This is a genomic window from uncultured Desulfovibrio sp., assembly GCF_902477725.1.
Classification (GTDB): domain Bacteria; phylum Desulfobacterota; class Desulfovibrionia; order Desulfovibrionales; family Desulfovibrionaceae; genus Desulfovibrio.
Window position 1 is genome coordinate 157,867 of the sequence record NZ_CABSIF010000003.1, and the last position, 26,774, is coordinate 184,640.

The following is a 26,774-nucleotide window of genomic DNA, read 5'->3' on the forward strand; positions in this document are numbered from 1 at the left end:
TGGCCGTGTTTTTCTTGGCACCCATTTTCCCCCCTTGCCTGATACTGAGGTGGATATGTCGAAAAAAGTATTTTCTTCTCTATATTTCAAAGTTCTTGTAGGCATCGCTCTGGGTATTGCGTTCGGCTTTGTCTCTCCAGATATTGCTGTTAAACTCAAACCCCTTGGCGATGCGTTCATCAATCTTATCAAAATGATCATTACGCCAGTGATTTTCTGCACTGTCGTCGTGGGCATTGCACGCATGGACAGCCTCAAGGCTGTAGGCCGTGTGGGCGGTAAAACACTGCTGTATTTTGAAATAGTTACCACTCTTGCTCTTTTTATCGGTCTGGTTGTTGTACATTTTGTGCAGCCCGGCGCCGGGATTCATGCCGACCCTGCCACCATGGATGCTTCTTCTCTGGGCAAGTTCGCCCATGCCAAGGCGCAGACCACCATGGAATTTGTTATGGGCATCATCCCCCACAGCGTTATCGGCGCGTTTGCAGAGGGCAATCTGCTTCAGGTGCTGCTGTTCTCCGTGCTGTTCGGCATGAGCCTCTCCCATATGTCAGGCAAGCCTAAAGAAGCCATCCTTGGCACACTTGAACGCTTCAGCACTGCCCTGCTGGGCGTGGTCAACCTGATCATGAAGCTGGCCCCGGTGGGCGCTTTTGGCGCAATCACTTTTACCATCGGCAAGTACGGCGTTGGCGCGCTGGCTTCGCTGGGCAAGCTTGTGCTCTGCCTCTACGTGACGAGCGCGCTCTTTGTTATCGTGGTGCTGGGCCTTATCTGCAAATTTTCGGGCATCAACATATGGCAGCTCATCTGCTATATGAAGGATGAAATTTTCATCACCCTCGGCACTGCCAGCACAGAGGCCGTGCTGCCCCGCAGCATGGAAAAAATGGAAGCCCTGGGCATCAAAAAATCCGTGGTTGGTCTGGTGTTCCCCACCGGCTACTCCTTCAATCTTGACGGTGCGGCCATCTACCTGACCATGGCGGCATCCTTCATTGCCCAGGCCATGGATATTCACCTCGACATCAGCCATCAGATAACCCTCATGCTGGTGCTGCTGCTCACATCCAAGGGCGGAGCGGGTGTTGCCGGGGCGGCCCTTATTGCCCTGGCTGCCACGCTTTCGGCCACCAACATCATTCCCGTGGTGGGCATGACCCTGGTTATTGGTATTGACCGCGTGCTTAACGAAATGCGCGCCGTGGTCAACCTCATCGGTAACTGCGTCGCCACAGTGGCCATTGGCCGCTGGGAAAAGTCCATTGACCTTGACCGGGCCAACAAGGTGCTTCGGGGCGAAATAGACGTCGACCATGTGCTCAACGATGCTGATGCACGTAATGAAATTGCCGCTTCAATGGTCGCAACAGAAGCCGAACCCTGCAAATAGACCCTCTCCATACCCAAGCGAACTGCCTGCCCTTCCGATGCGTCTTCGGAAGGGCAGGCGGCCGTTCATACACAGCGCCCTGCGCCATGGAACATGTTTATGCGTTACGCCATCAACTGTCAGATTGACCGCCTTTCACCTGAAATTGTGCGCCAGTATGCTGATCTGGCTGTTGCGGACATCTGCGACGCCCTGGGGCGCAACGCAGCCCTGCCGTCAGCGCTCAAGCCATTTAACAACAGCCGCATTCTGGGTACCGCCTATACCGTCAATCTGCCTGCAAGTGAAAATCTGCTGCTGTACTATGCTGTAGACAACGCCCGGCCCGGCGACGTGCTGGTGGTATCCTGCGCGGGCTATACGGAAAGAGCAGTAGCTGGTGAAATTGTGGCGGCACTTGGCAAGGCGCGCGGTCTGGCAGGCCTTGTTATTGATGGAGCAGTGCGCGATGCCGACGCCCTGCGGCAGACGGATTTTCCCGTCTATGCGCGGGCAGTGTCGCCCAACGGGCCATACAAGGACGCCTGCGGCGAAATCAACGTGCCTGTCAGCATGGGCAACGTGGTTATTCAGCCCGGCGATCTGATTGTGGGGGATGCAGACGGTATTGTGTCCATCCGGCGGCAGGAGGCAGCATCTGTGGCGGAACAGGCCCGCAAAATTACAGAAGCTGGTCTAAAAAAGCTGCAATCCATTGAAAAACACGGTTCAATGGACATGGCATGGCTTTATGACAAACTCGCCAAAAGCTGCTGCGACATCCACAACTAATACCTTTCACGGTGGGTGTTGGCGGGGGGAGGGGTAGCCTTGAAAAGGCCCCCCGCACGCCCACCTTGGAATTGAGACGCCAACCAGCGCATGGAACGCAAAACGCCCGCATCAGCGGGCGTTTTTATATTTGTCTGAAAAAGTTATCCGGACAAAATCAGTCGATGGGGTGCCCGGCAGCTCGGTATTCGTTCAGCTTGTTGCGCAGCGTGCGCACTGAAATACCCAACAGATCGGCTGCCTGCGTACGGTTGCCGGAGGTTACCTCCAGCCCCTTGAGAATCATGATGCGCTCCATCTCATGCAGAGGAATCACAGCGCCCTGCATGCGGTTGTCTCCAGCCGATACGCCCGTTGCTGGGGAGTACTCGCCGGAGCGGGGCGCATCAACATCCTGAACAGCCACAGAAGCCGCCAGCGCGTTGGCATGGGCTTCTTCCACCAGAGCAGTCGCCTGGGGAGCCTCTTCATCAAACAGCGGCCAGTCTTCATTCTCAAGCAGAAAATGGCAGGGCTCAACAGGCCTGCCGTTAGCAAGCAGCACTGCGCGTTCCATCAGGTTTTGCAGTTCGCGCACATTGCCGGGAAAGTCATACTGCTGCAACCAGGCAATAGCGCTTTCAGAAAGGGGGGCGGCAGGCAACTGGTATTCACGCGTATACATGCCTATGAAAAATCTGGCCAGTTCCAGCACGTCATCCCCGCGTTCGCGCAGCGAAGGCAGACGCAAAGGAATAACGTTCAGCCGAAAATACAAGTCCTGACGGAACTTGCCCTCTTTTACCCAGCCTTCAAGATCGCGGTTGGTGGTGGCAAGCACGCGCACATCAACCTTGATGGTTTCGGTGCCGCCCACGCGGTCGATCTCGCCCTCCTGAAGCACACGGAGGAGTTTCGCCTGCAAGGCCATATCCATCTCAGAAATTTCATCAAGCAGGAGGGTGCCGCCATCGGCAAGCTCAAACTTGCCGGGCTTGCGTGCAATAGCGCCAGTGAAAGCGCCTTTCTCGTGCCCAAAAAGCTCGCTCTCAAGCAGATGTTCCGGCAGGGCGGCGCAGTTAACGGCCACAAAAGCCTGCTCCGCGCGCTTGCTCATGGCATGCAGATAACGGGCAAACATTTCCTTACCAGTACCCGATTCCCCGGTAATCAGCACTGTAGCCCGCGATCTGGCCACCTGACGGGCCAGTTGCAGCACCCGGGCAATGGCCGGGTGCTCGCCCACAATACGCGGGCCAGAGCCTTCGTGGCGGGCCTTGTGCCCACCAAGAGTGGACACTGCCGGAACCGGGGCAGTCTTGCGCTTCTGACCTGCCACAGCGGCGACGCGGTCCACGTCCAGCGGTTCAAGCCAGTAATCGCGCGCCCCCAGCCCCATGAGCCTTTCGGCCTCTTCAGGGCTGCCTTTGTCCGTAATAACTATAACAGGGGGAAAATTAGGGTCTTCCGCGCCAACAGCAAGCAGATCTTCCACACGAAAACCCGGCAATGCGGGGCGTGAAAAAATCACGTCCGGCCCGGATTTTTTTATAAAAACGGAAGCGCCCTTGAGATTTTCTGCAATGCCGAGCTCATAGCCCGCATTTCGCAACGCAGGAAAGACGGCAGTGACTGCCTGAGCGGGGGTAAGAAAAAGAAGACGGCGCGATGACATGAGAATTTGTGTATCGTTTCGCGCTTCACAATGCAACCGCCAAGGCCAAAAACAGGCCATGTTCGGCCACTTGCAGCAAAAATGATGGGAAAACAGTGTAACTTTCAGCCAGATTTGGCTGTTGCTTGGGCAAGAGCCTGCCTTGGAATGTCAGCATGACAACAGGGCAGCATGTTATATTTTTTATATAAAATGCTTAAATAATTGATATTATATTAAAATATCCGGAACAAACCAGATCAGGCCCAACCGCTGGCAACAACGCCAATCCCTACCATGTTGGAGGCGGCCAGCCGCCACTGACTCTGCATGAAGGATTTGGCGCTTTCTTCCGCGAGCAGGGCTTCCGCAGCTGCCGTAGAATCGTTGATAATAGAGGGGTAGTATGTAATGGAGTCCGGGTTGCCGGGCGAACCCGGCAGCACGGTAACAGAAAGCCCGGATGCTGGGTCATAGTATGTCATAAAGCCCCCCCTGGCGGAAAATCCGCCACAAAGCCGAGCATCCATTTACCGAGATATGGCAGGCCTGTCGGAAAAAACTTTACGAGCTGCAAATAAACTAGTTTCTATGCTTCTTTTTGCGCTTTTCGGCCTTGTGTTCCGGCTCGGATGGTGTTTCGGGCTGTGGCAGATCCACCTTGTCGACCACAATGCTGTCCACAGTATACTCGGGAAAAGTTTTTTCTCCCTTAAGCGCTGCCAGCTCCACAGCCATAACTTTTTCAAAGGCGCTCATGGCGTTCTTGCTGACCGGTTCGCCTCTGGGGTTAATGGCCTTGGCGGGATTTACGAATTTGCCATTCTGCCGCAGCCTGAAATCAAGATGCGGTCCAGTGGCAAGGCCCGTCATGCCCACAAAACCAATAACCTGCCCCTGACGCACCTTCTGCCCACTTTGCAGACCTCGGGCATAGCCGGATAAATGCGCGTACAAAGACTCCAACCCACCGCCATGACGCACAATAATCTGGTTGCCGTAGCCGCCAGCCCAGACACGCTGCGTAACCACACCTTCACCCACAGCCTTGACAGGCGTACCAGTGGGAGCGGCATAGTCCACACCTTCGTGTGGTCTGCTATACCCCAATATGGGATGGAGCCGGTTTTTTGTAAAGCGCGAGGTCACGCGCGTGAATGCCAGGGGAGCCTGTAGCAATGATTTGCGGACGTTTTCGCCCTTGCTGTTATAATAACTGGCGGCCTTGTTTCCTTCGCGGAACAGGTAGGCCTCAAAGGTTTTACCCTTGTTGGTGAAATGCGCGGCCAGAATACGGCCATAGCCCTTATATTCGCCCTCACGATAGCGCTTTTCAACCAGCACCGAGAAAGAGTCGCCTTCCTGCAAATCACGGATAAAGTTGATTTCCGAACCAAAAAGTTCTGCCAGCTTGAGGGCCATTTGCGGGCTTTCCCCGGCATCAGCCACTGCCTGAAAAAGATTGTCGTCAATGGTGGCGCTCATCGTGGTGAGCAGGGTGACATATTCAATGGCCTCCACCCTGGCCACGGGCTGTTCCATGCCCTCCACCACCAGACGGCGGCGGCTATCTATTTCGTACTCAAAACGTTTTACCTTGCCCGTGGCGGCATCGGTTACAACCACGTAGGGCTGACCATCGCGAAAAGCCCGCATGGAAAACACTCGGCGCGCGGCGCTTATATAATCCTGCACGGCCTGGCTGTCTGCCCCGGCAAGAATTTTAGTGACAGTATCACCTTTCTCAACCGTACCTTTGACCACTTCCTCGCCAGGGGCGACAGATTCTTCATCTGGATTTGCAGCGTCCGGCGTAGCGGATTGCGTCAGGTCTGCTCCGGTTTTTTCCTCACCTGCAATATTGGCCTGAGAAGATGCTTCTGCCCCCTGGCCTTTGGAAGCGTCGGCAGAGTCCTCCCCGCCGTCGGCAGGTGCTGCCTGATCAGCAGAAGCCTGCCCGCCCGCAACGGAAATGTCAGCTTGCAACCGATCAAACGGGAGCCAGCCCTTTTCCCAGGCAAACAAACCTGCAAAAAGCAGAAACAGGGCCGCGACCAGTATCCAGCGAATCTTCGTGTGCAAAAACATTGCAAACGTATACCTGCCGTGGTGTTCCTTGTCCAGCCGCCTTAACAGGCAGTGAGGTTTTACACAGATTTTAACAGGTAATGCAGTATATTATAAAAACTGTATCCATGCCTTTAACCGGTATCAGTGCTCGCCTCTGTTTTTCAACGCCGGACGGTAAGCCTGGAGGCCATTGAATATGGCGGCACTTGTTTCATATTCAGCTTTATGGTATGCATGCTCTTTGTTCCTTCATGGCGAGAACCGCGCCAAATCCGGCAAACAAGGCCTGTCGGCCCTGCCTGAAATGCCGGCATGTTCTGACGCAATGCCCCGGAGGAAACAGTTATCCACAGGCCTATGGACAGGCCACATACGCTATGCTGAAAAACGAGTTGCGGGACATACTGGCACAGCAAAAGGCCAACGACAGGGGAGACTGGCTGGAATCTCTTACCCTGTGCCATGAAGGCGATACACTAACCGTCGGCTTTCCCCACTTTTATTTTGCCGCGTGGTTCAACCAGCAAAAGCGCGATCTTTTTGAACAGGCGCTTTCCTGCCGCTTTGCCGACAAAAAGCTTCCGCAAATAGTATACGAACAGCCCACCCTGGGCCACGCACAGACATGGCCGTTCCCGCATGTGGAGAAAAAAACTGCCGATCAGAACAGGCAAAATTTTATGGTGCGCACGGATATCCCCGCAGCGCCCAGAATTGAAAATGATGCCTTCACAGCATTTATTGCCAATGCAAAAAATGCCTTTCCCCTGGCTGCCGCCAAGGAAATTGCAGAAAGGCGCGCCGATGTGGCCTACAATCCCTTTCTGCTCTGTGGGCACAGCGGTACAGGCAAAAGCCATATTTTGCGATCCATGGCAGCCACCCTGGCAGAAGGGCATACAGGCAGCCGCGTAATTATTGCTGCGGCTGCGCGCTTTTGCGCAGACAATCCGGCATGGGTGCGCAGGCCCGAAATTTTCTGGCAACAGTGCGATGTTCTGCTGCTGGACGATATTCAGGATCTCGCTGGCCAGTCGGCCTGGCAACGCAAACTGGTATCCTGCATGGATGCCTGCCCGCGCGGCGGCGGGCAAGACGGAAAGCCAGGACAGATGGTCTTTGCCTGCACGGGTCAGCCGCAGGCTCTCAAGTCTCTGGACGAACGTTTGCGTTCGCGCCTAGAAAGCGGGCTTGTGGTAGAACTCATGGAGCCTGATCTTGATGTGCGTATGCGCTACCTGCAGGCCATGAGCAAAGAACGGCACATGAACCTCTCTCGAGAACAGCTGCTGTTCATTGCCCAGCGCTGTTCGCAGTTTCGTCTGCTGCAGGGGCTGCTGCTCAAGGTGGCGGCCTTTTGTTCCGTTACAGGGTGCGAATTGTCGCAGACAGACCTTGAAAACATTGTGCGCACGGGCGTGGCCGACAAAACGCCAGGCTGTCTGGAAATTCTTGGCGTAGTGGCCCGGGCCATGAATCTGCGGCCCGAAGACGTGCTTGGCGGCAAACGCCGGCCAGACCTCGTGCTGGCGCGGCAGGTTTCCATGTATATATGCAGGCGCAAGCTGGGTCTTTCCTACCCGGAACTTGGACGGGCCTTTGGCGGAAAAGACCATAGCACTGTCATATATGCCATTAAAAAAATTAAGAAAATTCTAGTTAGTGACAAAGCGCTCCAACAACTAGTGACAGAACTGGAGCTCAAGGCACAATAGCAACCCGGCAAACGGGCGAAAATACGGGAAAATGTTCCCGGTGTTTCCTTGGACGTTGTTGGAGTGTTCACTTTATTTTTCAATAATAAAAGAACGTTAGCTGTCTTAAGAACATAGACACAGACGACTATAATAGTAAGGAAAAAACATATGAAACTTACTGTAAACAAAGAGCAGATCATCGAAGGCCTGCTGAAGGCAGCTGCCATCATTCCTGCCAAGGCAGGGGCGCAGTATCTGCGCTCCATCTGGCTCAAGGCTGAAGAAGGCAGCCTTTCAGTCATGTCCACGGACGCCAACATTGAATTTACCGGGCGTTATCCTGCTGAAGTTGCCGCACCTGGCCTTATAGGTGTTCAGGGCAGGGCTTTTGTGGATCTTGTGCGTCAGTTGCCCACGGGTGTTCTGCACCTCACCCTTGATGAAGCTTCTGGCAATCTGCTTTTGGAGCAGGGACGACGCACCTACAAACTGCCTGTGAGCGGGGCGGAGTGGTTTCAGAATTTTTCTGCCTTTCCTGCTGAAAACGCCGTCACCTGGTCTGGCGATTTTTTGCAGGACATTCTGGACAAGGTGGGCTTTTGCATCAGCGATGACGACGCCATGGACGCCATTGCCTGCCTGTGCATGAAGCCGCGCGGCAACGGACGCATTGATGTGTGCGGTCTCAATGGCCACCAATTTGCCCTTGTTTCCTTTACCCATGACGAGCTGGCCGAACGCCTGCCTGAAGCGGGTATGCTGATCCAGAAGAAATATCTGGCGGACATCAAAAAATGGCTTGGTCTGGATGAGATTGAACTGAACATCACCGACAAGCGCCTGTATCTGCGCAGCCTGGATGGCGCTGAAACGCTCAGCCTGCCTCGCGCCGCCCACGAATACCCTGATTACAACATCTTCATGAGCAAGCTTGCCAGCGAAGACATGCACCCCATGACTCTTGCCCGCAAGGAAGCCATTGAAGCGCTCGGCCGTATTCTTATTTTTAATACTGAGAGCGACCGCTGCACCTACATGGATCTTTCTGCCGGGGAAGCATTGCTTTCCGCCCAGGGGCAAGATGTGGGCTCGGCCAATGAAAGCCTTGAAGTTGCTTATAATGGCGATATAAAACGCATTGCCTTCCCCACGCGCAACCTGCTTGACGTGTTGGGACACTTTGTTTCTGCAAAGATCGACATGATGCTTACCGGCTCTGAAGGCCCCTGCGGTATCCGCGGCGCCGATGATGCCGACTATACCGTTATCATCATGCCCATGAAGGTTTCTGAAACGACCTACTATAGTGAGGAAGACGTTTAATGGCTCCTGAAACCGGCAACGGCGGGTACAACGCCTCTTCCATTACCATTCTGGAAGGCCTGTCGGCTGTGCGCAAGCGCCCGGCCATGTACATAGGTTCTACAGACGCGCGCGGCCTGCACCATCTGGTGTACGAGGTAGTGGACAACTCCATTGACGAAGCCATGGCCGGCTTCTGTTCGCGGGTCACTGTTATCCTGCATGCTGACAACAGCGTGACTGTTCGCGATGACGGGCGCGGCATCCCTGTGGATATCCATCCCAAGGAAGGCGTGCCCGCCGTGCAGGTGGTCATGACCAAGCTGCACGCTGGCGGCAAGTTCGACAACTCGAGCTACAAAGTTTCGGGCGGTCTGCACGGCGTGGGTGTTTCCTGCGTCAACGCCCTTTCTGAAGAGCTTACCGTCACTGTGCGCCGTAATGGCAAACGCTACCGTCAGCACTACGCCCGTGGCGTACCGCAGGACGAACTGGTGGTTATCAGCGAGGGCTTCGTTGAAGGGCACGGCACCACCGTTCGCTTCAAACCTGATGAAGAGATTTTTGAAGTTCTCGAGTTTTCATATGAAACATTGAAAAAGCGCTTCGAAGAGCTGGCCTATCTTAACAAGGGCCTGACCATCGAGTGCATCGACGAGCGCATTGGCGAAACCCATGTGTTCCACGCCGAGGGCGGTATTCGTCAGTTTGTGGGCGACCTCAACTCCGGCGAGCAGGGCATTCACCCCATCATCTTTGGTGAAGGCATTGTTGATAATGTCACCGTGGATTTTGCCTTGCAGTACAATGCGGGCTACAAGGAAAACATTTTCACCTTTGCCAACAATATCCGCACCAAGGAAGGCGGCACTCACCTTGTGGGCTTCCGCACTGCGCTCACGCGCGCCATCAACGGCTACATCAAGGGCCAGGCTGATCTGGTCAAAAAGATGAAGAACACCTCGCTGTCTGGTGATGACGTGCGCGAGGGTCTTACCGCCGTTATCAGCGTCAAGCTGCCTCAGCCCCAGTTTGAAGGGCAGACCAAGACCAAGCTCGGCAACAGCGAGATTGCCGGTCTGGTTGCCGGTGTGGTTTATGACCGCCTGAACGTGTATTTTGAGGAGAATCCCAAGGATATCCGCCTCATTATCGAAAAAGCCGTGGACGCCTCACGGGCGCGAGACGCAGCCCGCCGCGCCAAGGAACTTGTCCGCCGCAAAGGCGCGCTGTCCGACAACTCGCTGCCCGGCAAACTGGCCGACTGCCAGAGCAAGGATCCCGTTGAATCCGAACTGTTCATCGTGGAAGGTGATTCGGCAGGCGGTTCAGCAAAGCAGGGGCGTAATCCCAAAAATCAGGCTATTTTGCCCTTGCGCGGCAAAATTCTGAACACGGAACGCACCCGTTTTGACAAGATGCTTGCCAACAAGGAAGTAAAGGCGCTGATCACCGCCATGGGCGCTGGCATCGGCGAGGAAGATACAGACCTCGACAAGTTGCGTTACCATAAAATCATCATCATGACAGACGCCGACGTGGACGGAGCGCACATCCGCACCCTGCTGCTGACCTTTTTCTTCAGGCAGTATCAGGAAATGGTGGAGCGCGGCTTTGTCTACATCGCACAGCCGCCTCTGTACCGTGTGCACAATTCGCGCATGGAAAAGTTCATCAAGGACGACCCCGCGCTCAACGAATTTCTGCTCACCCGAGTGAGCGAAGACGTGACCGTGGTGGCCTCCAACGGCAAGGAATTCAGCGGCAAGGAACTCATCCGCTTCATGGAGCATATTGAAAAGGCCGAAGGACGCGTGAACGATGCCGAAATGTCCGGCACCCCGCGTGATCTTTTCATGGCCCTTGTGACCCATGAAAAGCAGATTGATGCCCAGAGCCTTGAAAATCAGGACAGCGAGCTCACTGAATGGCTTAACGGTCACGGTTACATGCTTACCCTTGAGCGGGAAAAGAGCGAAGACGAGGAAGAACGCCTGTTTGCCGTGTTTGAAAATACCGGCGGGCACCATACCCGCAGGGGCATGGAGTTCTTTTCTTCCCGCCTTTACAAGCAAGGCTGGCAGCTCTTTGACGAACTGCGCCAGCAGTGCGGCTCTTTTGCCTTTACCCTGCGCAAAAAGGACGGCGAAGTTGCCACAGAGGACTTGTTTACGCTCATGCGCATGGTGCTTGATGAAGCCCGTAAGGGCATCAACATCCAGCGTTACAAGGGTCTTGGTGAAATGAACCCCGACCAGCTCTGGGTGACCACCATGAACCCAGAAAATCGCGTGCTCCTGCAAGTTGCGGTGGAAGATGCCAATGAAGCTTCTGACGCCTTTGTCGAACTTATGGGCGACCGTGTGGAACCGCGTCGCGATTTTATCGAGCGCAACGCCCTGGCCGTACAGGATCTGGATATTTAAAGGGAAAACTCTGTGGAACTGCCCGTACAGGGAAATTCCACAGAGTTTCCTGTGAATATATCAATAGCGTGAAGCGAAAAGCCCGATTTTCAACAAGGTTTTTCGCCACATGACACGTAAAATGGGGATGCAGCAGGGCCAAGACCCTTTGTATCAGGAGGGCTTGCCCTTCCAGCCCCGAAATAACAGCAGCGAGGCCCGCAGTGGCAGATATGCAGCAGCCGCAGATCAGCATTGAAACAGAACTCCGCAAATCGTATCTGGAGTATTCCCTTTCGGTCATTATCGGGCGCGCCATCCCGGACGCGCGCGATGGCCTTAAGCCGGTTCACAGGCGTATTCTTTTTGCGCAGTACGAGCTTGCCAACAACTACAACCGTCCGCACAAAAAATCCGCGCGTATCGTCGGTGACGTCATCGGTAAATATCACCCGCATGGTGACTCTGCCGTGTACGACGCGCTGGTGCGTATGGCGCAGGAATTTTCCATGCGCGATCCCCTGGTGGACGGGCAGGGCAACTTCGGCTCCATTGATGGTGATGCCGCTGCTGCCATGCGTTATACCGAAGTGCGCATGTCCAAGCTTGCCCAGGAGTTTTTGAACGACCTGGACAAGAACACCGTGGATTTTCGCCCCAACTACGACAACACCCTTCAGGAACCTACGGTCATGCCGAGCAAGGTTCCCAACCTGCTGCTCAATGGCAGCTCGGGTATTGCCGTGGGTATGGCCACCAATATTCCGCCCCACAACCTGGGTGAACTGTGCGATGCCCTGCAACTGCTGCTGGATAACCCGCAGTGCAGCATCGATGAACTCATGGATTTTGTGAAAGGGCCGGACTTTCCTACCAGGGGTTTTGTCTACGCGGGCAAGGGCCTGTACGATGCCTACCACACTGGGCGCGGCACGGTTAAGGTGCGTGGGCGCATTGAAATTGAAGACCGCAAAAAGGGCGCGCAGAGCATCGTTATCCGCGAGATTCCCTTTGGGCTTAACAAGAGCTCGCTGGTGGAAAAAATCGCGGCTCTGGTCAATGACCGCAAGATTGACGGCATCACCGACCTGCGCGATGAATCCGACCGCAAGGGCATACGCATTGTTATTGACCTCAAGCGCGGCACCATCCCCGACATTGTGGTCAACGCCCTGTACAAGTTCACGCCGCTTGAAACGAGCTTTGGTATCAACATGCTGGCAGTGGTGGACAACCGCCCGCAGCTGCTGAACCTCAAGACGGCGCTTTCCTGCTTTGTGGATCACAGGCGTGAGGTGGTCATCCGCCGCACGCGTTACGATCTGGAAAAAGCCGAAGCCCGCGCGCATATTCTTGAAGGTCTGCGCATCGCCATCGACAATATCGATGAAGTGGTGGCCCTTATCCGCGCGTCCGCCAATCCTGAAGAAGCCCGTAATGCCCTGATGGAGCGCTTTGCGTTTTCAGAAGTGCAGGCCAAGGCCATTCTTGAAATGCGTTTGCAGCGCCTCACAGGTCTTCAGCGCGAAGAACTGATGAACGAATACAAGGATCTGTTGCAGAAGATCGAATTTTATCGATCCATTCTGGAAAATGCCGAAGTGCTGCGCAGCGAACTCAAGCGCGAGATTGCCGAAATCCGCGATAATTTCGCCACTCCCCGCCGTACGGAAGTGCTGCGCGAAGCTCTGACCGACATTGATATTGAAGATCTCATCCCTGACGAAGAAGTGGTTATCACGCTGTCGCGCCGTGGCTACATGAAGCGTACCGGACTTGAGAACTATCAGCAGCAGAAACGAGGCGGCAAGGGCATTGCGGCCCTGCACACATCGGATGACGACTATGTGCAGGAATTTTTGTCCACCACCAATCATCAGTATCTCTGCCTCTTCACCAACAAGGGGCGCATGCACCAGCTCAAGGTGCATCAGGTGCCGGAGGGCAGCCGCACGGCCAAGGGCGTGCATATCAACAACCTGTTGCCCCTTGAAGAAAACGAGTGGGTTACGACAGTTCTTGCCCTGCGCGAGTTCGCCGAAGACAAGTTTTTCATGTTCATCACCAAGAGAGGCATGATCAAGCGTTCTTCCGCCTCGTTGTACGCCAAGTGCCGCAAGACAGGCCTCATGGCCGTTGGCCTGCGTGAAGACGATGAACTTGTGGTGGTGCGCCCCATTCGCGACAATAACCATATTGTTCTGGCTACGGCGGACGGTTTCTCCATCCGCTTTGCCTGCAACGATGTGCGGCCCATGGGCCGCGTGGCCACGGGCGTCAAGGGCATTGCCCTGCGCAGACAGGACTTTGTGGTTGCGGCGGTCATCGTCAAGGATATCGACCGGACCACCGAGATCATGTCCATTTCCGCCAACGGTTACGGCAAGCGCACCAGTGTTGATCTCTATCGCCTGCAATCGCGTGGCGGCAAGGGCATCATCAACTTCAAGGTGACTGCCAAGACCGGGCCTGTGATCGGCGCCATGCCTGTGCGCGACAACGACGGGCTTATCCTGCTGACTTCGTCAAACAAGATCGTGCGCATCGGCGTGGACGATGTGCGCAGCAAGGGCCGCGCTACCATGGGTGTTATGCTCGTGCGTCTTGATGAAGGCGGTCATGTTGTGGGCTTTGACCGAGTGGACGAAGGCGGGCAGACCGGCAGGGACGCCAGCGCCGAAATGGACGAGGACGATATGACCGATGTCGCTTCCGCGCCTGTTGTTGCCGAGCCCGAAGGGCTTGCTGACGACAGTGCGGACGATGACGGTGAAGAATAACCACAGCTGATGAAAATATTGCGGCGGGTTTGCGGCAAGGGTTTGACCCTGTGTCTGTGCCTCGTTTTTGCTGGCTTTTTGTGCGCTTGCAGAGACCAGAGCATGGTGGGCGATGACCTTTCCGCAGCCCGCACCGCAGTTTCTTTGCGTGACTGGTCCCTTGCCGAAAGGCTGCTTGAGCGTTATCTGCGTGAGGCACGGGATGCTGATTCACGTTGGGAAGCGTGGCAGCAGTTGCTGGTGGTGCTCAATGCCGCCGGGCAGGAACCTCGTGCCACTCTTGAATGCCTTGAGACCATGCTGGCGGAATTTGCAGACAATGACGCCAGAAGCGCCGTTATTTTGCGGCGCATGGGCGAGGTAAACGAGGGTTTGCGGCGTTATGGCCGTGCGGCGGACGCCTGGAATGCTTATATAGGGCTTGCAGGGTTGTCGGCAGAGCAGACTGTGGATGGTTACCGCAGGCTGGCGGCCATGCAGTTCAATCTGCGTCGGTTTGACGCAGGCGAAGATACCTTGCAGCAGTGTCTTGCTCTGCCCATGGCGGATCATGACAAAATAATGTGCATGTACGACCTTGCCGACCAGAACATGGCAAGGGAACGCTGGCAGGATGTGTCTGACCTTTGCCAGCAGATACTGGACAGCGATCCGGACAAAATTCTGCGTGGTCTGGCGGGCTATTTGCTGGCTGATGCCCTTGAGCAGCTCGGTAAGGGAAAAGAAGCCCTGAAAAACTTTGAACTGGCCCGCGACGATTATCCCAATCCGTCGGTCATCGATAATCGCATTGCGCATCTGCGCAAAAAACTGAAGAAGTAAGGCCTATGATCAAGCACGAATGCGGCGTATTCGGCATTTATGACCACGAGGAAGCGGCTCGTCTGGCTTATTTCGGTTTGTATGCACAGCAGCATCGCGGACAGGAAAGCGCGGGCATAGTTACCTTTGACACCGACGGCGTACACGAACACAAGGGCATGGGCCTTGTGCCCGATGTTTTTTCAGAGGCTCATCTCAAGGCTCTGACCGGCAGAACAGCCATAGGCCATGTGCGCTATTCCACCACCGGGCGTTCCTCCAGCAGCAATGCCCAGCCCTTCCTTGCCCATTTCAAGGGACGGGATGTGGTGCTTGCGCACAACGGCAATCTGGTCAATGCCGCGCAGTTGCGCGAAGACCTTGAGAACGAGGGCGCCATATTTTCCACCAGCAACGACACTGAAGTGTTCATGCATCTGCTGGTGCGCGCGCTCAGGCACAACGACCTGCCTGGCGCAGTCAAGGAAACCTGTGCCCGGGTTCGCGGCGCGTACTGCCTGCTGGTTATGGTAGACGGCGTTATGGTGGCGGTGCGTGATCCCCACGGCTTCCATCCTCTTGCTTTTGGCCGCATGAACGGCAGCCCCGTGTTCGCCTCTGAAACATGCGCCTTTGATCTGCTTGAGGCCGATTTTGAACGCTCTGTGAAGCCGGGCGAAATGATCATCGTTGACGGCAACAGCGTGCGCAGCGACCATCTGATGGGGCCGCTGCCCGAAAAGCCACGCCAGTGTATTTTTGAGCTGGTCTATTTTGCCCGGCCCGACTCCTATATTTTTGACGAGCAGGTCTATTTGTGCCGCAAAAAGATGGGCTGGAATCTGGCTGACGAATCTGCGCCGGAAGTGGATTATGTGATGCCCTTCCCGGATTCGGGCATTTATCCCGCCCTTGGTTTTGCCCAGCGCTCCGGCCTGCCCTATGAGCATGCCATGATCCGCAACCACTATGTGGGGCGTACCTTTATCCAGCCTTCGCAGAGCATGCGCAGCTTTGGCGTGCGGGTTAAGATCAACCCTGTGCGCGAAATGATTGAGGGCAAGCGCATCTGCATTATTGACGACAGCATCGTGCGCGGCACCACCATGATGACGCGCGTCAAAAAGCTCCGCGAGCTGGGGGCCAAAGAGGTGCACATCCGCATTTCCAGCCCGCCGGTCAAGTTTCCCTGCTTTTACGGCATAGATTTTTCTTCGCGCGGGGAGCTTATTGCAGCCCAGCACAGCCTGCCGGAAATAACCCGCAAGCTGGATGTTGATTCGCTGCATTATCTCAGCATAGCAGGGCTGCTCGGCTCCGTGAGCAAGCCGCAGCATTACTGCATGGCTTGCTTCACTGGTGAATATCCTGTGCCCTGTGACGATTGCGCCGGAAAATTCAGCCTTGAATCCCCTTGCGCCAGCAGGTAGACCATTTCTTTCGCGCCGTCTTGCACGTCAGGGCAGCCAGTTTTTTATGAGGAAGCCATGAGTATTGCACGTATCAAGGGTTTTGCGGATATGTTTCCGCCGGACAGCGACCAGTTCACACGCATTGAAAATACCGCGCGTCAGGTTTTTGGGCGCTACGGTTTTGTGGAGCTTCGCACGCCACTGCTGGAGTTTACCGAGCTTTTTTGTCGTTCCATCGGTGAGGAAACCGATGTGGTGCAAAAGGAAATGTATACCTTTCCTGACCGCAAGGGCCGTTCGCTTACCCTGCGGCCTGAAGCCACGGCTGGCGTTATGCGCGCCTATATCGAGAGCGGGCTGACCAACCGCGAGCCTGTGAGCCGACTGTTCACCACCGGCCCCATGTTCCGTTATGAACGCCCGCAAAAGGGCCGCATGCGCCAGTTTCACCAGATCAACTGCGAGTGCCTTGGCAGTCATAGCCCCATGGCTGATGCAGAATTGGTCAGCATGCTGCTGCGCTTTCTGTCAGACCTTGGCCTTACGGACCTGACGCTCAAGATCAATTCCCTTGGCTGTTCGGAATGCCGCCCCAAATTCAAGGCTGCATTGCTCGAATATCTTGCCGGAGTCGATAAGGACGCCCTTTGCCCGGACTGCGCCCGCAGGGTGGAAACCAACCCCTTGCGCGTGCTTGACTGCAAGCAGCCCGGTTGCCGCGCTATTACGGACAATGCCCCCAAACTTATTGATTACAATTGCCCTGAATGCCGCGCCCACTTTGATACGGTGCTGGAACTGCTGCAAGGTCAGGGACTTGCCTTTGAGCTTGATCACAGGCTTGTGCGCGGTCTTGACTACTATTGCCGCACTACTTTTGAGGTGGTAAGCGGCAGCATTGGCGCGCAGGCTGCAGTGGCCGGCGGCGGCAGGTATGACGGTCTTGTGAAGAGTCTTGGCGGGCCTGATGTTCCGGGCGTTGGCTTTGCCTGCGGCATGGAACGCCTTGCCCTCATGATGGGCGAGGGCAGTGGCCAGGCAGCCGATTTTTATCTGGTTGCCATGGACGCGCAGAGCCGCGCTCAGGGCTGGCAGCTTGCCCAGAAGTTGCGTGACGCCGGGCTCTCTGGCGAGATGAATTTCAGTGAAGGCGGCTTTAAAAGCCTTATGCGTCAGGCTGGAAAGTCCGGCGCCGGGCATTGTCTGATTATTGGCCCTGACGAAGCCGCTCAGGGCACAGTGGTCGTTAAAAACCTTGAAAGCGGCGAGCAGTGCTCTGTGCCGCAGTCAGGCGTACTCCAATTCTTGCAAACGGGAACCAACAATGACTGAACAGATGCAGACGCAGGACGCGCAGCAGGATGTGCAGCGCGAACACCAGAAATTTGTCACTGAGCTTGGTGACTGGCAGCGCAGCCATTCCTGCGGTCAGTTGACCATTACCAATGATGGTGAAGATGTTTGCCTGATGGGTTGGGTGCAGTACCGCCGCGACCACGGCGGCCTGATATTTGTCGACCTGCGCGACCGTGACGGCCTCACTCAGGTTGTTTTCAGCCCGGATATTGCTCCTTCTGCGCACGAGAACGCGCATATTCTGCGTTCGGAATATGTGCTTGCGGTCAAGGGCAAGGTGCGTCCGCGCCCCGAAGGCATGGTCAACGCCAATATGGTCACTGGCCAGATTGAAATTGTGGCCCATGAGTGGAAGCTGCTCAACACTTCCAAGACGCCGCCTTTCGCCATTGAAGACCGCAGCGACGCCGGTGAGAACCTGCGCCTTACCTGGCGTTATCTTGATCTGCGCCGTCCGCGCATGCAGGCCAATCTGCGTTTGCGGCACAAGGTTTCGCAGGCTGCCCGCTGTTTTCTGGATGACAACGGCTTTACGGAAGTGGAAACCCCGGTGCTTACCAAGTCCACCCCTGAAGGTGCGCGCGACTTTCTGGTGCCCAGCCGTTTGAACAACGGTGAATTTTACGCCTTGCCGCAGTCTCCCCAGCTGTTCAAGCAGCTGCTGATGGTTGCCGGTATGGAGCGTTACTTCCAGATCGTGCGCTGCTTCCGCGATGAAGACCTGCGTGCTGACCGTCAGCCTGAATTCACTCAGGTTGACCTTGAAATGAGCTTTGCCGATGAAGAACAGGTCATGGGCATTGCCGAAGGCCTCATGGCCCGAGTTTTCAAGGATGTGATGGGCAAGGACCTGATTCTTCCCTTCCCCCGCATGCCCTGGGACGAAGCCATGGCCCGTTATGGCGTGGACAAGCCCGACACCCGTTTTGGCCTTGAGCTTGTGGATATTACGGATATTGTGCGTGGCTCCGGCTTCAAGCTTTTTGCCACTGCGCAGCTGGTCAAGGGTATGAAGGTTCCCGGCGGCGAATCCATGACCCGCAAGGAAATTGATGCCTTTACCGAATTCGTCAAGATTTATGGCGCTCAGGGTCTGGCCTGGATCAAGATCAAGGCCGACGAATGGCAGTCACCCATCGCCAAGTTCCTTTCGGACGAAGAACGCAAGGGTATTGCGGAAGCGCTTGATCTTCAGGTCGGCGACATTGTCTTTTTCCAGGCGGGCGAGGCTTCCATGGTCAACGCCGCCCTTGGCAACCTGCGTGTGCATCTTGCTAATCATCTGAAGCTGATACCTGAAAACAGCTTTAATTTCCTGTGGGTTACGGACTTCCCGCTGTATGAATACGATGAGGAAGACAAGCGCTATGTGGCCTGCCACCATCCCTTCACCTCGCCTGCGCCCGGCCATATGGAACTGATGGTTACTGACCCGGCCAAGGCCCGCGCCCGCGCCTATGATATGGTGCTTAATGGGTGCGAAGTGGGCGGCGGTTCCATCCGTATTCACTCCGGTGAAGTGCAGCGCCGTATGTTTGAGGCCCTTGGCTTTACGCCCGAGCAGGCAGAAGAGCAGTTCGGTTTCCTTATTCAGGCGCTTGATCTTGGTGCGCCGCCTCATGGTGGTTTGGCTTTTGGCCTTGACCGTCTGGTCATGCTGCTTTCTGGTTCGTCCAGCATCCGTGATGTCATTGCCTTCCCCAAGACGCAGAAGGCAACCTGCCTCATGACCAACGCGCCTTCCCCGGTGTCTTCGCGTCAGTTGAGGGATCTCGGCCTGCGCTTGCGTGAGGTGCCCGGCGCAGAGCAGAAAAAGGACGGCGCTACAGCCGACAAAGCGTAGGAGGCGAACGTCTGCATGATTCTTGATATTGTCACCTATCCTGACCCCAGGCTCAAAGAGGTTTGCGAACCTGTTGCCGAGGTGACGGACGACATTCGTCAGCTTGCAGCCGACATGCTTGAAACCATGTACGCTGCGCCTGGTGTTGGACTTGCTGCGCCGCAGGTTGGGCGCAACATCCGCATGCTTGTGATGGATCCGGCAATGAAGGACGAGGAAAAACAGCCCAGGGTGCTGATTAACCCTGTGTTGACCCTCTCTGGTGAAGAAGTTTTGAGCGAACAGGAAGGCTGCCTTTCTGTTCCCATGAACTACAGGGCCGACGTCAAGCGCATGAGCAACGTGCATCTGCATGCAATGGATCTGGACGGCAATATCATTGATGAATATCTGGACGAATTCCCGGCCATTATTATCCAGCATGAATATGACCATCTGGACGGCATTCTGTTTATTGACAAAATAAGCCGGCTGCGCCGCACCCTGTACGACAGCAAGGTGAAAAAATGGCTCAAACGAAAAAGTGCCGTATAGTCTTTATGGGAACGCCCGAGTTTGCCGCCGCCAGCCTGAAAAGGCTGGCGGCCTGGCCTCGTGGCGAAATTGTGGCGGTATACACCCAGCCGGACAGACCAGCAGGGCGCGGCCATAAACTTGCGGAATCGCCAGTCAAAAAGCTTGCCTTGCAGCTTGGCCTGCCTGTCATGCAGCCCGCCAGTCTGAAAGGTGCCGAGGCTCAGGCGGAGCTGGCGGCTTTCAAGCCTGATCTGCTGGCTGTGGCGGCCTATGGCCTTATTTTGCCAGACGCCGTCCTTGCCATGCCCACGCTTGATACCATCAATGTTCATGCTTCGCTTTTGCCTGGCCTGCGTGGTGCTGCCCCTATTCAGCGGGCAGTGATGGAAGGCTGGCAGCCAGGTGCTCGGGCTGGTATTTCCATCATGCGCATTGTGCGCAAACTTGATGCCGGGCCTGTTTTTGCAACAGATGGCCTGCCCATCGGCGAGCATACGGCAGGTTCTCTGCACGATGTCCTTGCTGGCATTGGCGCAGAACTACTGGTGCGCGTTTTTGACGATATCCTTGACGGCAAGGCCCATGCAGTGGAGCAGGACGATGCTCTCGCCACCCATGCCCCTAAAATTTCCAAGGAAGACGGTTTTATCGACTGGTCGCTTCCCGCTGTGCAGGTGCATGCGCGGGTGCGGGGTGTTACCCCGTGGCCTGGTGCGCGCACTGTGCTTGAAACTGTGGACCCCGATGGCAAGCAACGCGACCCCCTTTCGCTCATTCTTGCCCCGGGCAGGGTGGGGCAATCTGCACAAGGGCAGGCCCCCGGCACATTGCGGATCGATGCTGACGGTTTGAGCATTGCCTGCGCTGATTGCTGGTATGTACTTTCTGCGGTCAAGCCTCAGGGGAAAAAAGAAATGTCCGCGCGCGATCTGCTCAACGGAGTGCTACGCGGGTTGCCCAAGGGAGTTTGCGGTCTGGCAAGAGTTCCTGAACCAGGGGAGTGATTTTTTTTCCGCAATGGGTATTTTTAATGAGGCTCTTTTGAGCCTCGTTTTTTCTTTTTTTGACCTACTCATCGCGTTGCGAGCTTGCGCTTTTCATAAGGGCAGTTTTGTGCGATTTTGAGGCTCAAGACTGTTTTTTGCTTCTGACTCATCAAACCGAGGTCACATGTTTCGTAAATCGCCCTTTTCTTTGCCGCCAGAGCAGTATGGTGGTGCGCGAAAACGCGTTTTTATCGGGCTTATGCTGGCCTCGTGCCTTCTGCTGTGCCTCGGGGTTGCATTTTTTCTTATTTTGCCGTGGATTGGTTTTTTCTCTACGCAACACTGGCTGCCTACGCTGAGCATGGGTTTTGGTTTTGTTGTTATCATTGCCTTGTTGTGGCTTTGTATTATTCTTATATTTCATATTTATACGGGAAAATCTCTGCCTGGTGTAGATAGTGTGCGGCATGTCACCATTCGTCTGTTTTTTCCACTTATGGAATTGCTTGCAAAAGCAGTTGGCATTGACAGAGGAAGAGTGAGGCGCAGCTTTATCAAGGTGAACAACGAGCTGGTGCTTGCCAGTGGCTGTACGGCGCAGCCGCAGGAACTTTTGCTGCTTTTACCGCATTGCGTTCAGCAGGCCTTGTGCCCCCAGCGGCTTGTCCATAACCCGGACAACTGCCAGCGTTGTGGCAAATGTCCGGTTGGTGAGTTGCTTGCATTAAGGGACAAATATGGTGTGCGGCTTGCCATTGCCACTGGCGGCACCATTGCCCGCCGCATTGTGGTGCAAACGCGCCCGCGCTGCATTATTGCTGTTGCTTGCGAACGTGACCTTACATCCGGCATTCAGGACAGTTATCCTTTGCCTGTTTTTGGTGTTCTCAACCAGAGGCCGCATGGGCCGTGCGTTGATACGCTTGTGCCCATGAAGGCGCTGGAAGACGCCGTGCGGATTTTTCTTGGCCTTTCTCAACCATTGCATCAGGGCAGGGCATAACATGGCTAACATTCGCGTTGCCCAATCAGGCCCTGCGCCCTTGCCTGGGAAAATTCGCAAGCTTTGCCCCACGGCACGTCATTGCGCGCTGTGGGCTTTGTTGTTGGTTGATTCCGGCATGACAGCCCAGCAGGCACTTGCAGCGGCTTTGTCCAGTGCGTCCACAACTGCTTCCAGCTCAGAAGCTTCAGGCCTTGCCCCGGTTGAGCGCAATCTATGCTCAGAGCTTGTATACGGATACCTGCGAACGGAACTTCGCATTGCGTTTATTTTGTCCAGAGTGTTGCCGCGCCCGCAATCCCTGCCGCGGCCTCTTCTGCATGTGCTGGGCCTTGCGGTATACGGCCTGCTGTTTCAGGACAGAGTGCCAGATCATGCCGCTGTTTTTAGCGCTGTTGAGACTGCACAGGCCTTATACGGTCAAGGGCTGGCCCGTGTAACTAACGGGGCATTGCGTTCAGTACAGCGCCTTGCAGACGCCCCCATGCATGAAGATTTTTATCTGTCCAAGGGTGCGGAGGCCGGATGCGCTGAGCACATGGGACTTTTCTATTCTTTGCCCTTGTGGATCATGGGGCACTGGTACAAGCACTATGGGCGTGATATCGCCTTGCAACTTGCCCGTAGATCGTTTGAGCGACCCTGGAGCGCGGTGCGCGTCAACGCGCAACATTCTGCTGCCGTGACATTGCGTGAGGGTCTGCTTGCCAGTGGCGGCGAAGCGGTGGGGCAGTGGGGGATTGCTTTTGCGCCGGGTGCGCAGCCGGCTGTCGTTTGCGGTCGTTCTTTGCAGGGCTTGCAAGGTGAAGGCGCGCTCTCGTTTCAATCCGCAGGTTCGCAGCTTGTTCTTGAGGAGCTTGGTCTCTACGACTGGGATAAACCTGTTTGGGATGTCTGTGCTGGTTTTGGTGGCAAGACTGTTGCCCTGCTAGAACGGGGGATCGCGGTTCCTCTAGCTACAGACCGCAGCATGCAGCGCCTTGCGGGTTTGCCGGGTCAGTGCGCACGGCTGGGTCTTGTCTGCCCGGCAGTTGCACTTGCCGATGCAGTCAAACCACCGCTTGCACATTGGGATGGCTATCTGCTTGTGGATGCCCCCTGTTCCGGACTTGGCGTTCTTGCCCGCAGGCCTGATATCCGCCGTAGATCCCCGCAAGAAGGCATTGCGCATGAGAGCTTGCAGCAATCCATTTTACGCAGCCTTGCAGAAAGGATGCATTCGGGTTGCCAGATAGCCTACATTACCTGCACCCTTCGGCCCAATGAGAATGAAAAGCAGATTGAGCGTCTTGTGCGTGAATTAGACGGCTTGCAGCTGCTCAGACAGTGGCAGACGCCACTTGAGCACCCCTGGCTTGAGGGCATGTTTGGTGCGCTGTTGCGTAAGGTTTGATCTTTTCAAAGAAGGGTAAGCGCAACGGGGTGATTCCGCATTGCGCTTATCCTCTGATTGGTGGGGCAGGCTATTCTGTTCGCGTATTTTCCCGCTGCTTATCCGGCGGGATTTTCTGTAGATTTTTCTTCTGCTTCCGGCAGGGCCACACCCAGTTTCTGCAAAAGCTGTTCAAGTTCTTCGCGGCTGCCGTATGCAAACGCAATGCGGCCGCTGTTTTCATCGCCGCTTACCTGTGTTTTGCAGCCAATGCTGGAGCAAAGATTCATTTGCAGGGTTTTGAATTGTGGGCTTTTCTTTCTGGGGGCTTTAGCGCGAGGTTGCGGAGTCGTGTCCTCCTGTTCCCAGGGCAGGGCGTTGTGCCCACGCCAGAATGCCGCGGCGTCTTCTGCCTCGCGTACAGTCAGTTTGTGGCTCAGGATGCGCTGGCGCAGCGCTTCGGAAGCAATGGGCGCATCAATGCCCAACAGGCATCGCGCGTGCCCTGCGCTGAGCAATCCGGCCTGGATATCGGCCCTTGCCGTTGCGCTCAGTTGCAGCAAACGCAATGCGTTGGCGATAGCTGGGCGACTTTTGCCAAGTCGACTTGCCAGTTCTTCCTGCGTTAGCTCAAGGGCATCCCGCAAGGCCTGGAGGGCTTCGGCTTCTTCAATGGGGTTGAGATCTTCGCGCTGCAAGTTTTCAATAAGAGCAGCGGCCATAACCTCTTTGTCGCTCAGCTGGCGTACATAAACGGGAACTTCTTTGAGCCCCGCCAGTTGCGCGGCACGCCAGCGGCGCTCACCCGCAACAATCTGATAGGTATTTTCGCCGCCCAGCGGGCGCACCAGCAACGGCTGAATAATTCCCTGCGATTTGATGGAATCGGCCAGTTCCCGCAATGCGGCATCGTCAAAGTGCCTGCGCGGCTGATTGGGGTTGGGATGCAAGGCCGTAATCGGCATCAGGTTCACGGCGCTTTCCAGCCCTTGCGGTTCCTGCTTTGGCGCGGTTCCACCAAACAGTGCGTCAAGCCCTCTGCCCAATCCCTTGCTGCTGCTCATTTCTTTTCCTCCACATAAGCTGTGGTTGCGGCAATACAACCAGTGTTCGAACCTCAGTGGTGTAGGCCCGTTGCCATTGCGGATTGCCGTTTCAGCAAACCGCTTGCGTGATTGCCTTCATTCAATATTTGTATATGCCGAACATTTGCTGCACGATGCAGGGTAAATTTTTTGGTCGCAAGCTCATTGCGTAAAACACCTGAACTTCGTTGCAGTCTCCTTGACATTTGCCCTTGGGGCGCGGCACCTTATGCGCTATTGTTTTCTGGCAGAAACCTGCATGACTGATCAGTTGCGCAATGGGCTGTCTTTTGCCCTTGTGCGAGGCGTATCTTTTTGTTCCAAAGCTCGACTTTGGCTTGGCCCCGCTTTTTACTTCAAGGACTTGTTATGCTGGATAACCCGCAGCTTCAGTACATCACCGATATCAAGGGCAATATTTCTTCTGTGATCATTCCCTGGCCCCTCTGGGAAAAAATGGAGCCCAAAGTTCGCAATATTTTGGCAGCAGACGAAAAGCCGCAAGAGCTTGAACAGGCAGCTGGCCCCCTGGAAAGTTTTGAAGAGCTCATGAAGTTTTGGGATTTCAAATATCCCTACAGCCCTTCAGTTACCTGCCCCCACTGTGCTGCCAGCACCGAGGATTGGCGTAATGATCCCGAACACCCGTTTATTCTGACTAACGCTAATATTGGCGGCTTGCTCGTTTTTCATTGCCGTGCATGTGGAACCACAATCCGGCAGAAGCACTTTCACAAACACGTTGCGATAGAGCATACCACGCCCAAAGAATAATCTTGCGCCTATTGCAGAACAGTATTTTTTTTGCTTGGTCTGCGTAGTACGATTTCTTTGGCCAATCCAAGGTAGGCTTCCGCTCCCTTGGATTTTATATCGTAATGGATGATGGATTTGCCGTGGCTGGGCGCTTCTGAAAGGCGTACGTTGCGAGGAATGACTGTTTCAAACAGATGTTCTGGGAAGCAGCGGCGCACTTCGTTTTTGACTTCTCTCGTCAGGCGGTTGCGGGTGTCGTACATGGTCAGCACTACGCCCAGTAGTGAGAGATCAGGATTGAGACGTTTTTTCACCTGTTCGTAGGTCTGCAGCAGTTTGACGATGCCTTCAAGTGCAAAAAATTCGCATTGCAGCGGAATGAGCAGTTCGCGGGACGCACAGAGGGCGTTGAGCGTCAAAAGCCCCAAAGAAGGAGGGCAGTCGAGAATAATATACTCATAGTCGTTGCGCACGCTTTTGAGGCATTCGTCCAAGAAAAATTCGCGCGCCATTTTGTCCACAAGTTCCAGCTCAACGGCCACAAGGTTGGTACTCGCAGGCAAAATATCCAGAAATGGAGAGCGGCTTTTGGCTATATTTTCTTTCAGCTTTTCTGGTTCATAAAAGGTGTTGTAAAGGTCGCCGTGCAGGTCTTCCTGGTGCAGGCCTATTCCGCTTGTGCTGTTAGCCTGCGGATCGCAATCAACGAGCAAAACTTTTTTTTCCATGACTGCAAGAGCAGCGGAAAGGTTGATGGCCGTGGTGGTTTTGCCCACCCCGCCCTTTTGATTTGCGATGGAAATGATGCGCGCCATTGAGGCCTCCCAGTCATTTTGACTGATTTTAGAGGAACTGCTGCTTCAACTGTCAGGTGAGCCTGTCAGGAGCAGATACGTCAACGAGCATGAAATTTCTGGCTTTGCCGCCTTTTTCATCGTTCACTTGAAGGAAAAACTTCGTGTTTCACATGAAACATGGGGGCGGCGCTGGAAGCTGCAATGGGTTGTTTGTAAAAGAGAGTGGTGAGAGCGTCAAGGCTTAAAGCAGATTGAGCAACAAAACTTGCCCCGTAAAGCTAAAGCGCGTAAAAAATGGCACAATCTCTTGGCTGGAGAAAGTATGGAACTAGCAAAAGTGCTGTTGGTTGATGATGAATCAGATGTAACGCGGATACTCTCCAAGCGCCTTGGGCGCCGAGGGTATGAGTGCCAATCCGCTGCTAACGGGCAACAAGCTGTGGATGCCATGGAGCAGTTCCCCTTTGGCATTATAATAATGGATGTAAAAATGCCGGTTATGGATGGCATGTCCGCCTTGCAGATTATCCATTCCCGATGGCCCAAAACTCAGGTGATCTTGCTTTCTGGTCATGCTGACATGCAGCTTGCGGTTCAGGCCATGAGCGAGGGGGCATTTGGCTACCTGATGAAGCCTGTTGACATTGATGAGCTGCTCTTTAAAATTGAGGACGCCGCAACACAGATTCGCCTTGAGGCGGAGCAGGGCTAAGCGAGCGCGTAGAAAATGAGGAAAGTTATGTTTAGTAAAAGAATGGTGGCGTCCTTTATTTTGGCTTCAAGCATGACTGCT

Annotated in this window: 21 protein-coding genes; 16 read left to right on the plus strand and 5 right to left on the minus strand. The window is 55.0% G+C overall.

Going from position 1 to position 26,774, the window contains the following annotated elements; translation table 11 throughout:
* The first annotated feature begins 55 nt into the window (after positions 1-55).
* Positions 56-1,396 (plus strand): C4-dicarboxylate transporter DctA, encoded by a 1,341-nt coding sequence (gene dctA / locus RDK48_RS03515; protein ID WP_298997779.1) that lies wholly within the window; start codon positions 56-58, stop codon positions 1,394-1,396.
* 99 nt (positions 1,397-1,495) lie between these two features.
* On the plus strand, positions 1,496-2,167 hold the full coding sequence (locus tag RDK48_RS03520; RefSeq protein ID WP_298997777.1) for an RraA family protein: 672 nt from the start codon (positions 1,496-1,498) through the stop codon (positions 2,165-2,167).
* 157 nt (positions 2,168-2,324) lie between these two features.
* Here the strand turns inward: RDK48_RS03520 and RDK48_RS03525 are convergent, their stop codons facing one another.
* The 3 genes from RDK48_RS03525 to RDK48_RS03535 all read right to left on the minus strand — a co-directional run bounded on the left by RDK48_RS03525 (position 2,325) and on the right by RDK48_RS03535 (position 5,888).
* Positions 2,325-3,821 (minus strand): sigma-54 dependent transcriptional regulator, encoded by a 1,497-nt coding sequence (locus RDK48_RS03525; RefSeq protein WP_298997773.1) that lies wholly within the window; start codon positions 3,819-3,821, stop codon positions 2,325-2,327.
* A 239-nt stretch (positions 3,822-4,060) separates the two neighbouring features.
* The gene (locus RDK48_RS03530; RefSeq protein ID WP_298997769.1) at positions 4,061-4,285 is read right to left on the minus strand and encodes a hypothetical protein; all 225 of its coding nucleotides are present in this window, start codon (positions 4,283-4,285) and stop codon (positions 4,061-4,063) included.
* A 97-nt stretch (positions 4,286-4,382) separates the two neighbouring features.
* The gene (locus tag RDK48_RS03535; protein WP_298997766.1) at positions 4,383-5,888 is read right to left on the minus strand and encodes a peptidoglycan DD-metalloendopeptidase family protein; all 1,506 of its coding nucleotides are present in this window, start codon (positions 5,886-5,888) and stop codon (positions 4,383-4,385) included.
* Between the two features lie 359 nt (positions 5,889-6,247).
* On the opposite strand from RDK48_RS03535, the gene RDK48_RS03540 reads away from it, so the two are divergent.
* The 12 genes from RDK48_RS03540 to RDK48_RS03595 all read left to right on the plus strand — a co-directional run bounded on the left by RDK48_RS03540 (position 6,248) and on the right by RDK48_RS03595 (position 23,364).
* Entirely contained in the window at positions 6,248-7,585 is a 1,338-nt protein-coding gene (locus RDK48_RS03540) for a DnaA ATPase domain-containing protein (protein WP_298997763.1), read from the plus strand.
* 150 nt (positions 7,586-7,735) lie between these two features.
* Entirely contained in the window at positions 7,736-8,890 is a 1,155-nt protein-coding gene (gene dnaN / locus RDK48_RS03545) for a DNA polymerase III subunit beta (protein WP_298997760.1), read from the plus strand.
* Positions 8,890-11,295, plus strand: coding sequence for a DNA topoisomerase (ATP-hydrolyzing) subunit B (gyrB, locus tag RDK48_RS03550; protein ID WP_298997757.1), 2,406 nt, complete (start codon positions 8,890-8,892; stop codon positions 11,293-11,295). Before dnaN ends, gyrB begins: the two co-directional genes overlap by 1 nt.
* Before the next feature lie 212 nt (positions 11,296-11,507).
* Positions 11,508-14,054, plus strand: coding sequence for a DNA gyrase subunit A (gyrA, locus tag RDK48_RS03555; RefSeq protein ID WP_298997754.1), 2,547 nt, complete (start codon positions 11,508-11,510; stop codon positions 14,052-14,054).
* Positions 14,055-14,063: 9 nt separating this feature from the next.
* Positions 14,064-14,876 (plus strand): lipopolysaccharide assembly protein LapB, encoded by an 813-nt coding sequence (locus tag RDK48_RS03560; RefSeq protein WP_298997751.1) that lies wholly within the window; start codon positions 14,064-14,066, stop codon positions 14,874-14,876.
* 5 nt (positions 14,877-14,881) lie between these two features.
* Entirely contained in the window at positions 14,882-16,285 is a 1,404-nt protein-coding gene (gene purF, locus RDK48_RS03565; RefSeq protein ID WP_298997748.1) for an amidophosphoribosyltransferase, read from the plus strand.
* A 57-nt stretch (positions 16,286-16,342) separates the two neighbouring features.
* On the plus strand, positions 16,343-17,599 hold the full coding sequence (gene hisS / locus RDK48_RS03570) for a histidine--tRNA ligase (RefSeq protein WP_298997745.1): 1,257 nt from the start codon (positions 16,343-16,345) through the stop codon (positions 17,597-17,599).
* The gene (aspS, locus tag RDK48_RS03575) at positions 17,592-19,466 is read left to right on the plus strand and encodes an aspartate--tRNA ligase (RefSeq protein ID WP_298997742.1); all 1,875 of its coding nucleotides are present in this window, start codon (positions 17,592-17,594) and stop codon (positions 19,464-19,466) included. The genes hisS and aspS overlap by 8 nt, the downstream gene beginning before the upstream one ends.
* Positions 19,467-19,481: 15 nt before the next feature.
* Positions 19,482-20,000 carry a peptide deformylase gene (gene def, locus RDK48_RS03580; protein WP_298997740.1) on the plus strand — a complete coding sequence of 173 codons (519 nt, stop codon included), beginning with the start codon at positions 19,482-19,484 and terminating at the stop codon, positions 19,998-20,000.
* Positions 19,973-20,986 (plus strand): methionyl-tRNA formyltransferase, encoded by a 1,014-nt coding sequence (gene fmt / locus RDK48_RS03585; protein ID WP_298997737.1) that lies wholly within the window; start codon positions 19,973-19,975, stop codon positions 20,984-20,986. Before def ends, fmt begins: the two co-directional genes overlap by 28 nt.
* A gap of 478 nt (positions 20,987-21,464) precedes the next feature.
* Positions 21,465-21,971 (plus strand): DUF116 domain-containing protein, encoded by a 507-nt coding sequence (locus RDK48_RS03590; RefSeq protein WP_298997997.1) that lies wholly within the window; start codon positions 21,465-21,467, stop codon positions 21,969-21,971.
* 1 nt (position 21,972) lies between these two features.
* Positions 21,973-23,364: a transcription antitermination factor NusB gene (locus RDK48_RS03595; protein WP_308587797.1), complete on the plus strand. Its 1,392-nt coding sequence runs from the start codon at positions 21,973-21,975 to the stop codon at positions 23,362-23,364.
* 98 nt (positions 23,365-23,462) lie between these two features.
* Here the strand turns inward: RDK48_RS03595 and RDK48_RS03600 are convergent, their stop codons facing one another.
* Positions 23,463-24,407 (minus strand): ParB/RepB/Spo0J family partition protein, encoded by a 945-nt coding sequence (locus RDK48_RS03600; RefSeq protein ID WP_298997734.1) that lies wholly within the window; start codon positions 24,405-24,407, stop codon positions 23,463-23,465.
* Positions 24,408-24,797: 390 nt separating this feature from the next.
* Here RDK48_RS03600 and RDK48_RS03605 point away from each other — a divergent pair, with 390 nt between their 5' ends.
* Positions 24,798-25,202, plus strand: a complete 405-nt coding sequence (locus RDK48_RS03605) for a hypothetical protein (protein ID WP_298997732.1) — start codon at positions 24,798-24,800, stop codon at positions 25,200-25,202.
* 8 nt (positions 25,203-25,210) lie between these two features.
* Here RDK48_RS03605 and RDK48_RS03610 read toward each other — a convergent pair whose 3' ends face one another.
* On the minus strand, positions 25,211-25,999 hold the full coding sequence (locus RDK48_RS03610; protein WP_022659024.1) for a ParA family protein: 789 nt from the start codon (positions 25,997-25,999) through the stop codon (positions 25,211-25,213).
* Positions 26,000-26,303: 304 nt separating this feature from the next.
* On the opposite strand from RDK48_RS03610, the gene RDK48_RS03615 reads away from it, so the two are divergent.
* Entirely contained in the window at positions 26,304-26,693 is a 390-nt protein-coding gene (locus RDK48_RS03615; RefSeq protein WP_298997730.1) for a response regulator, read from the plus strand.
* Positions 26,694-26,774: the final 81 nt, after the last annotated feature.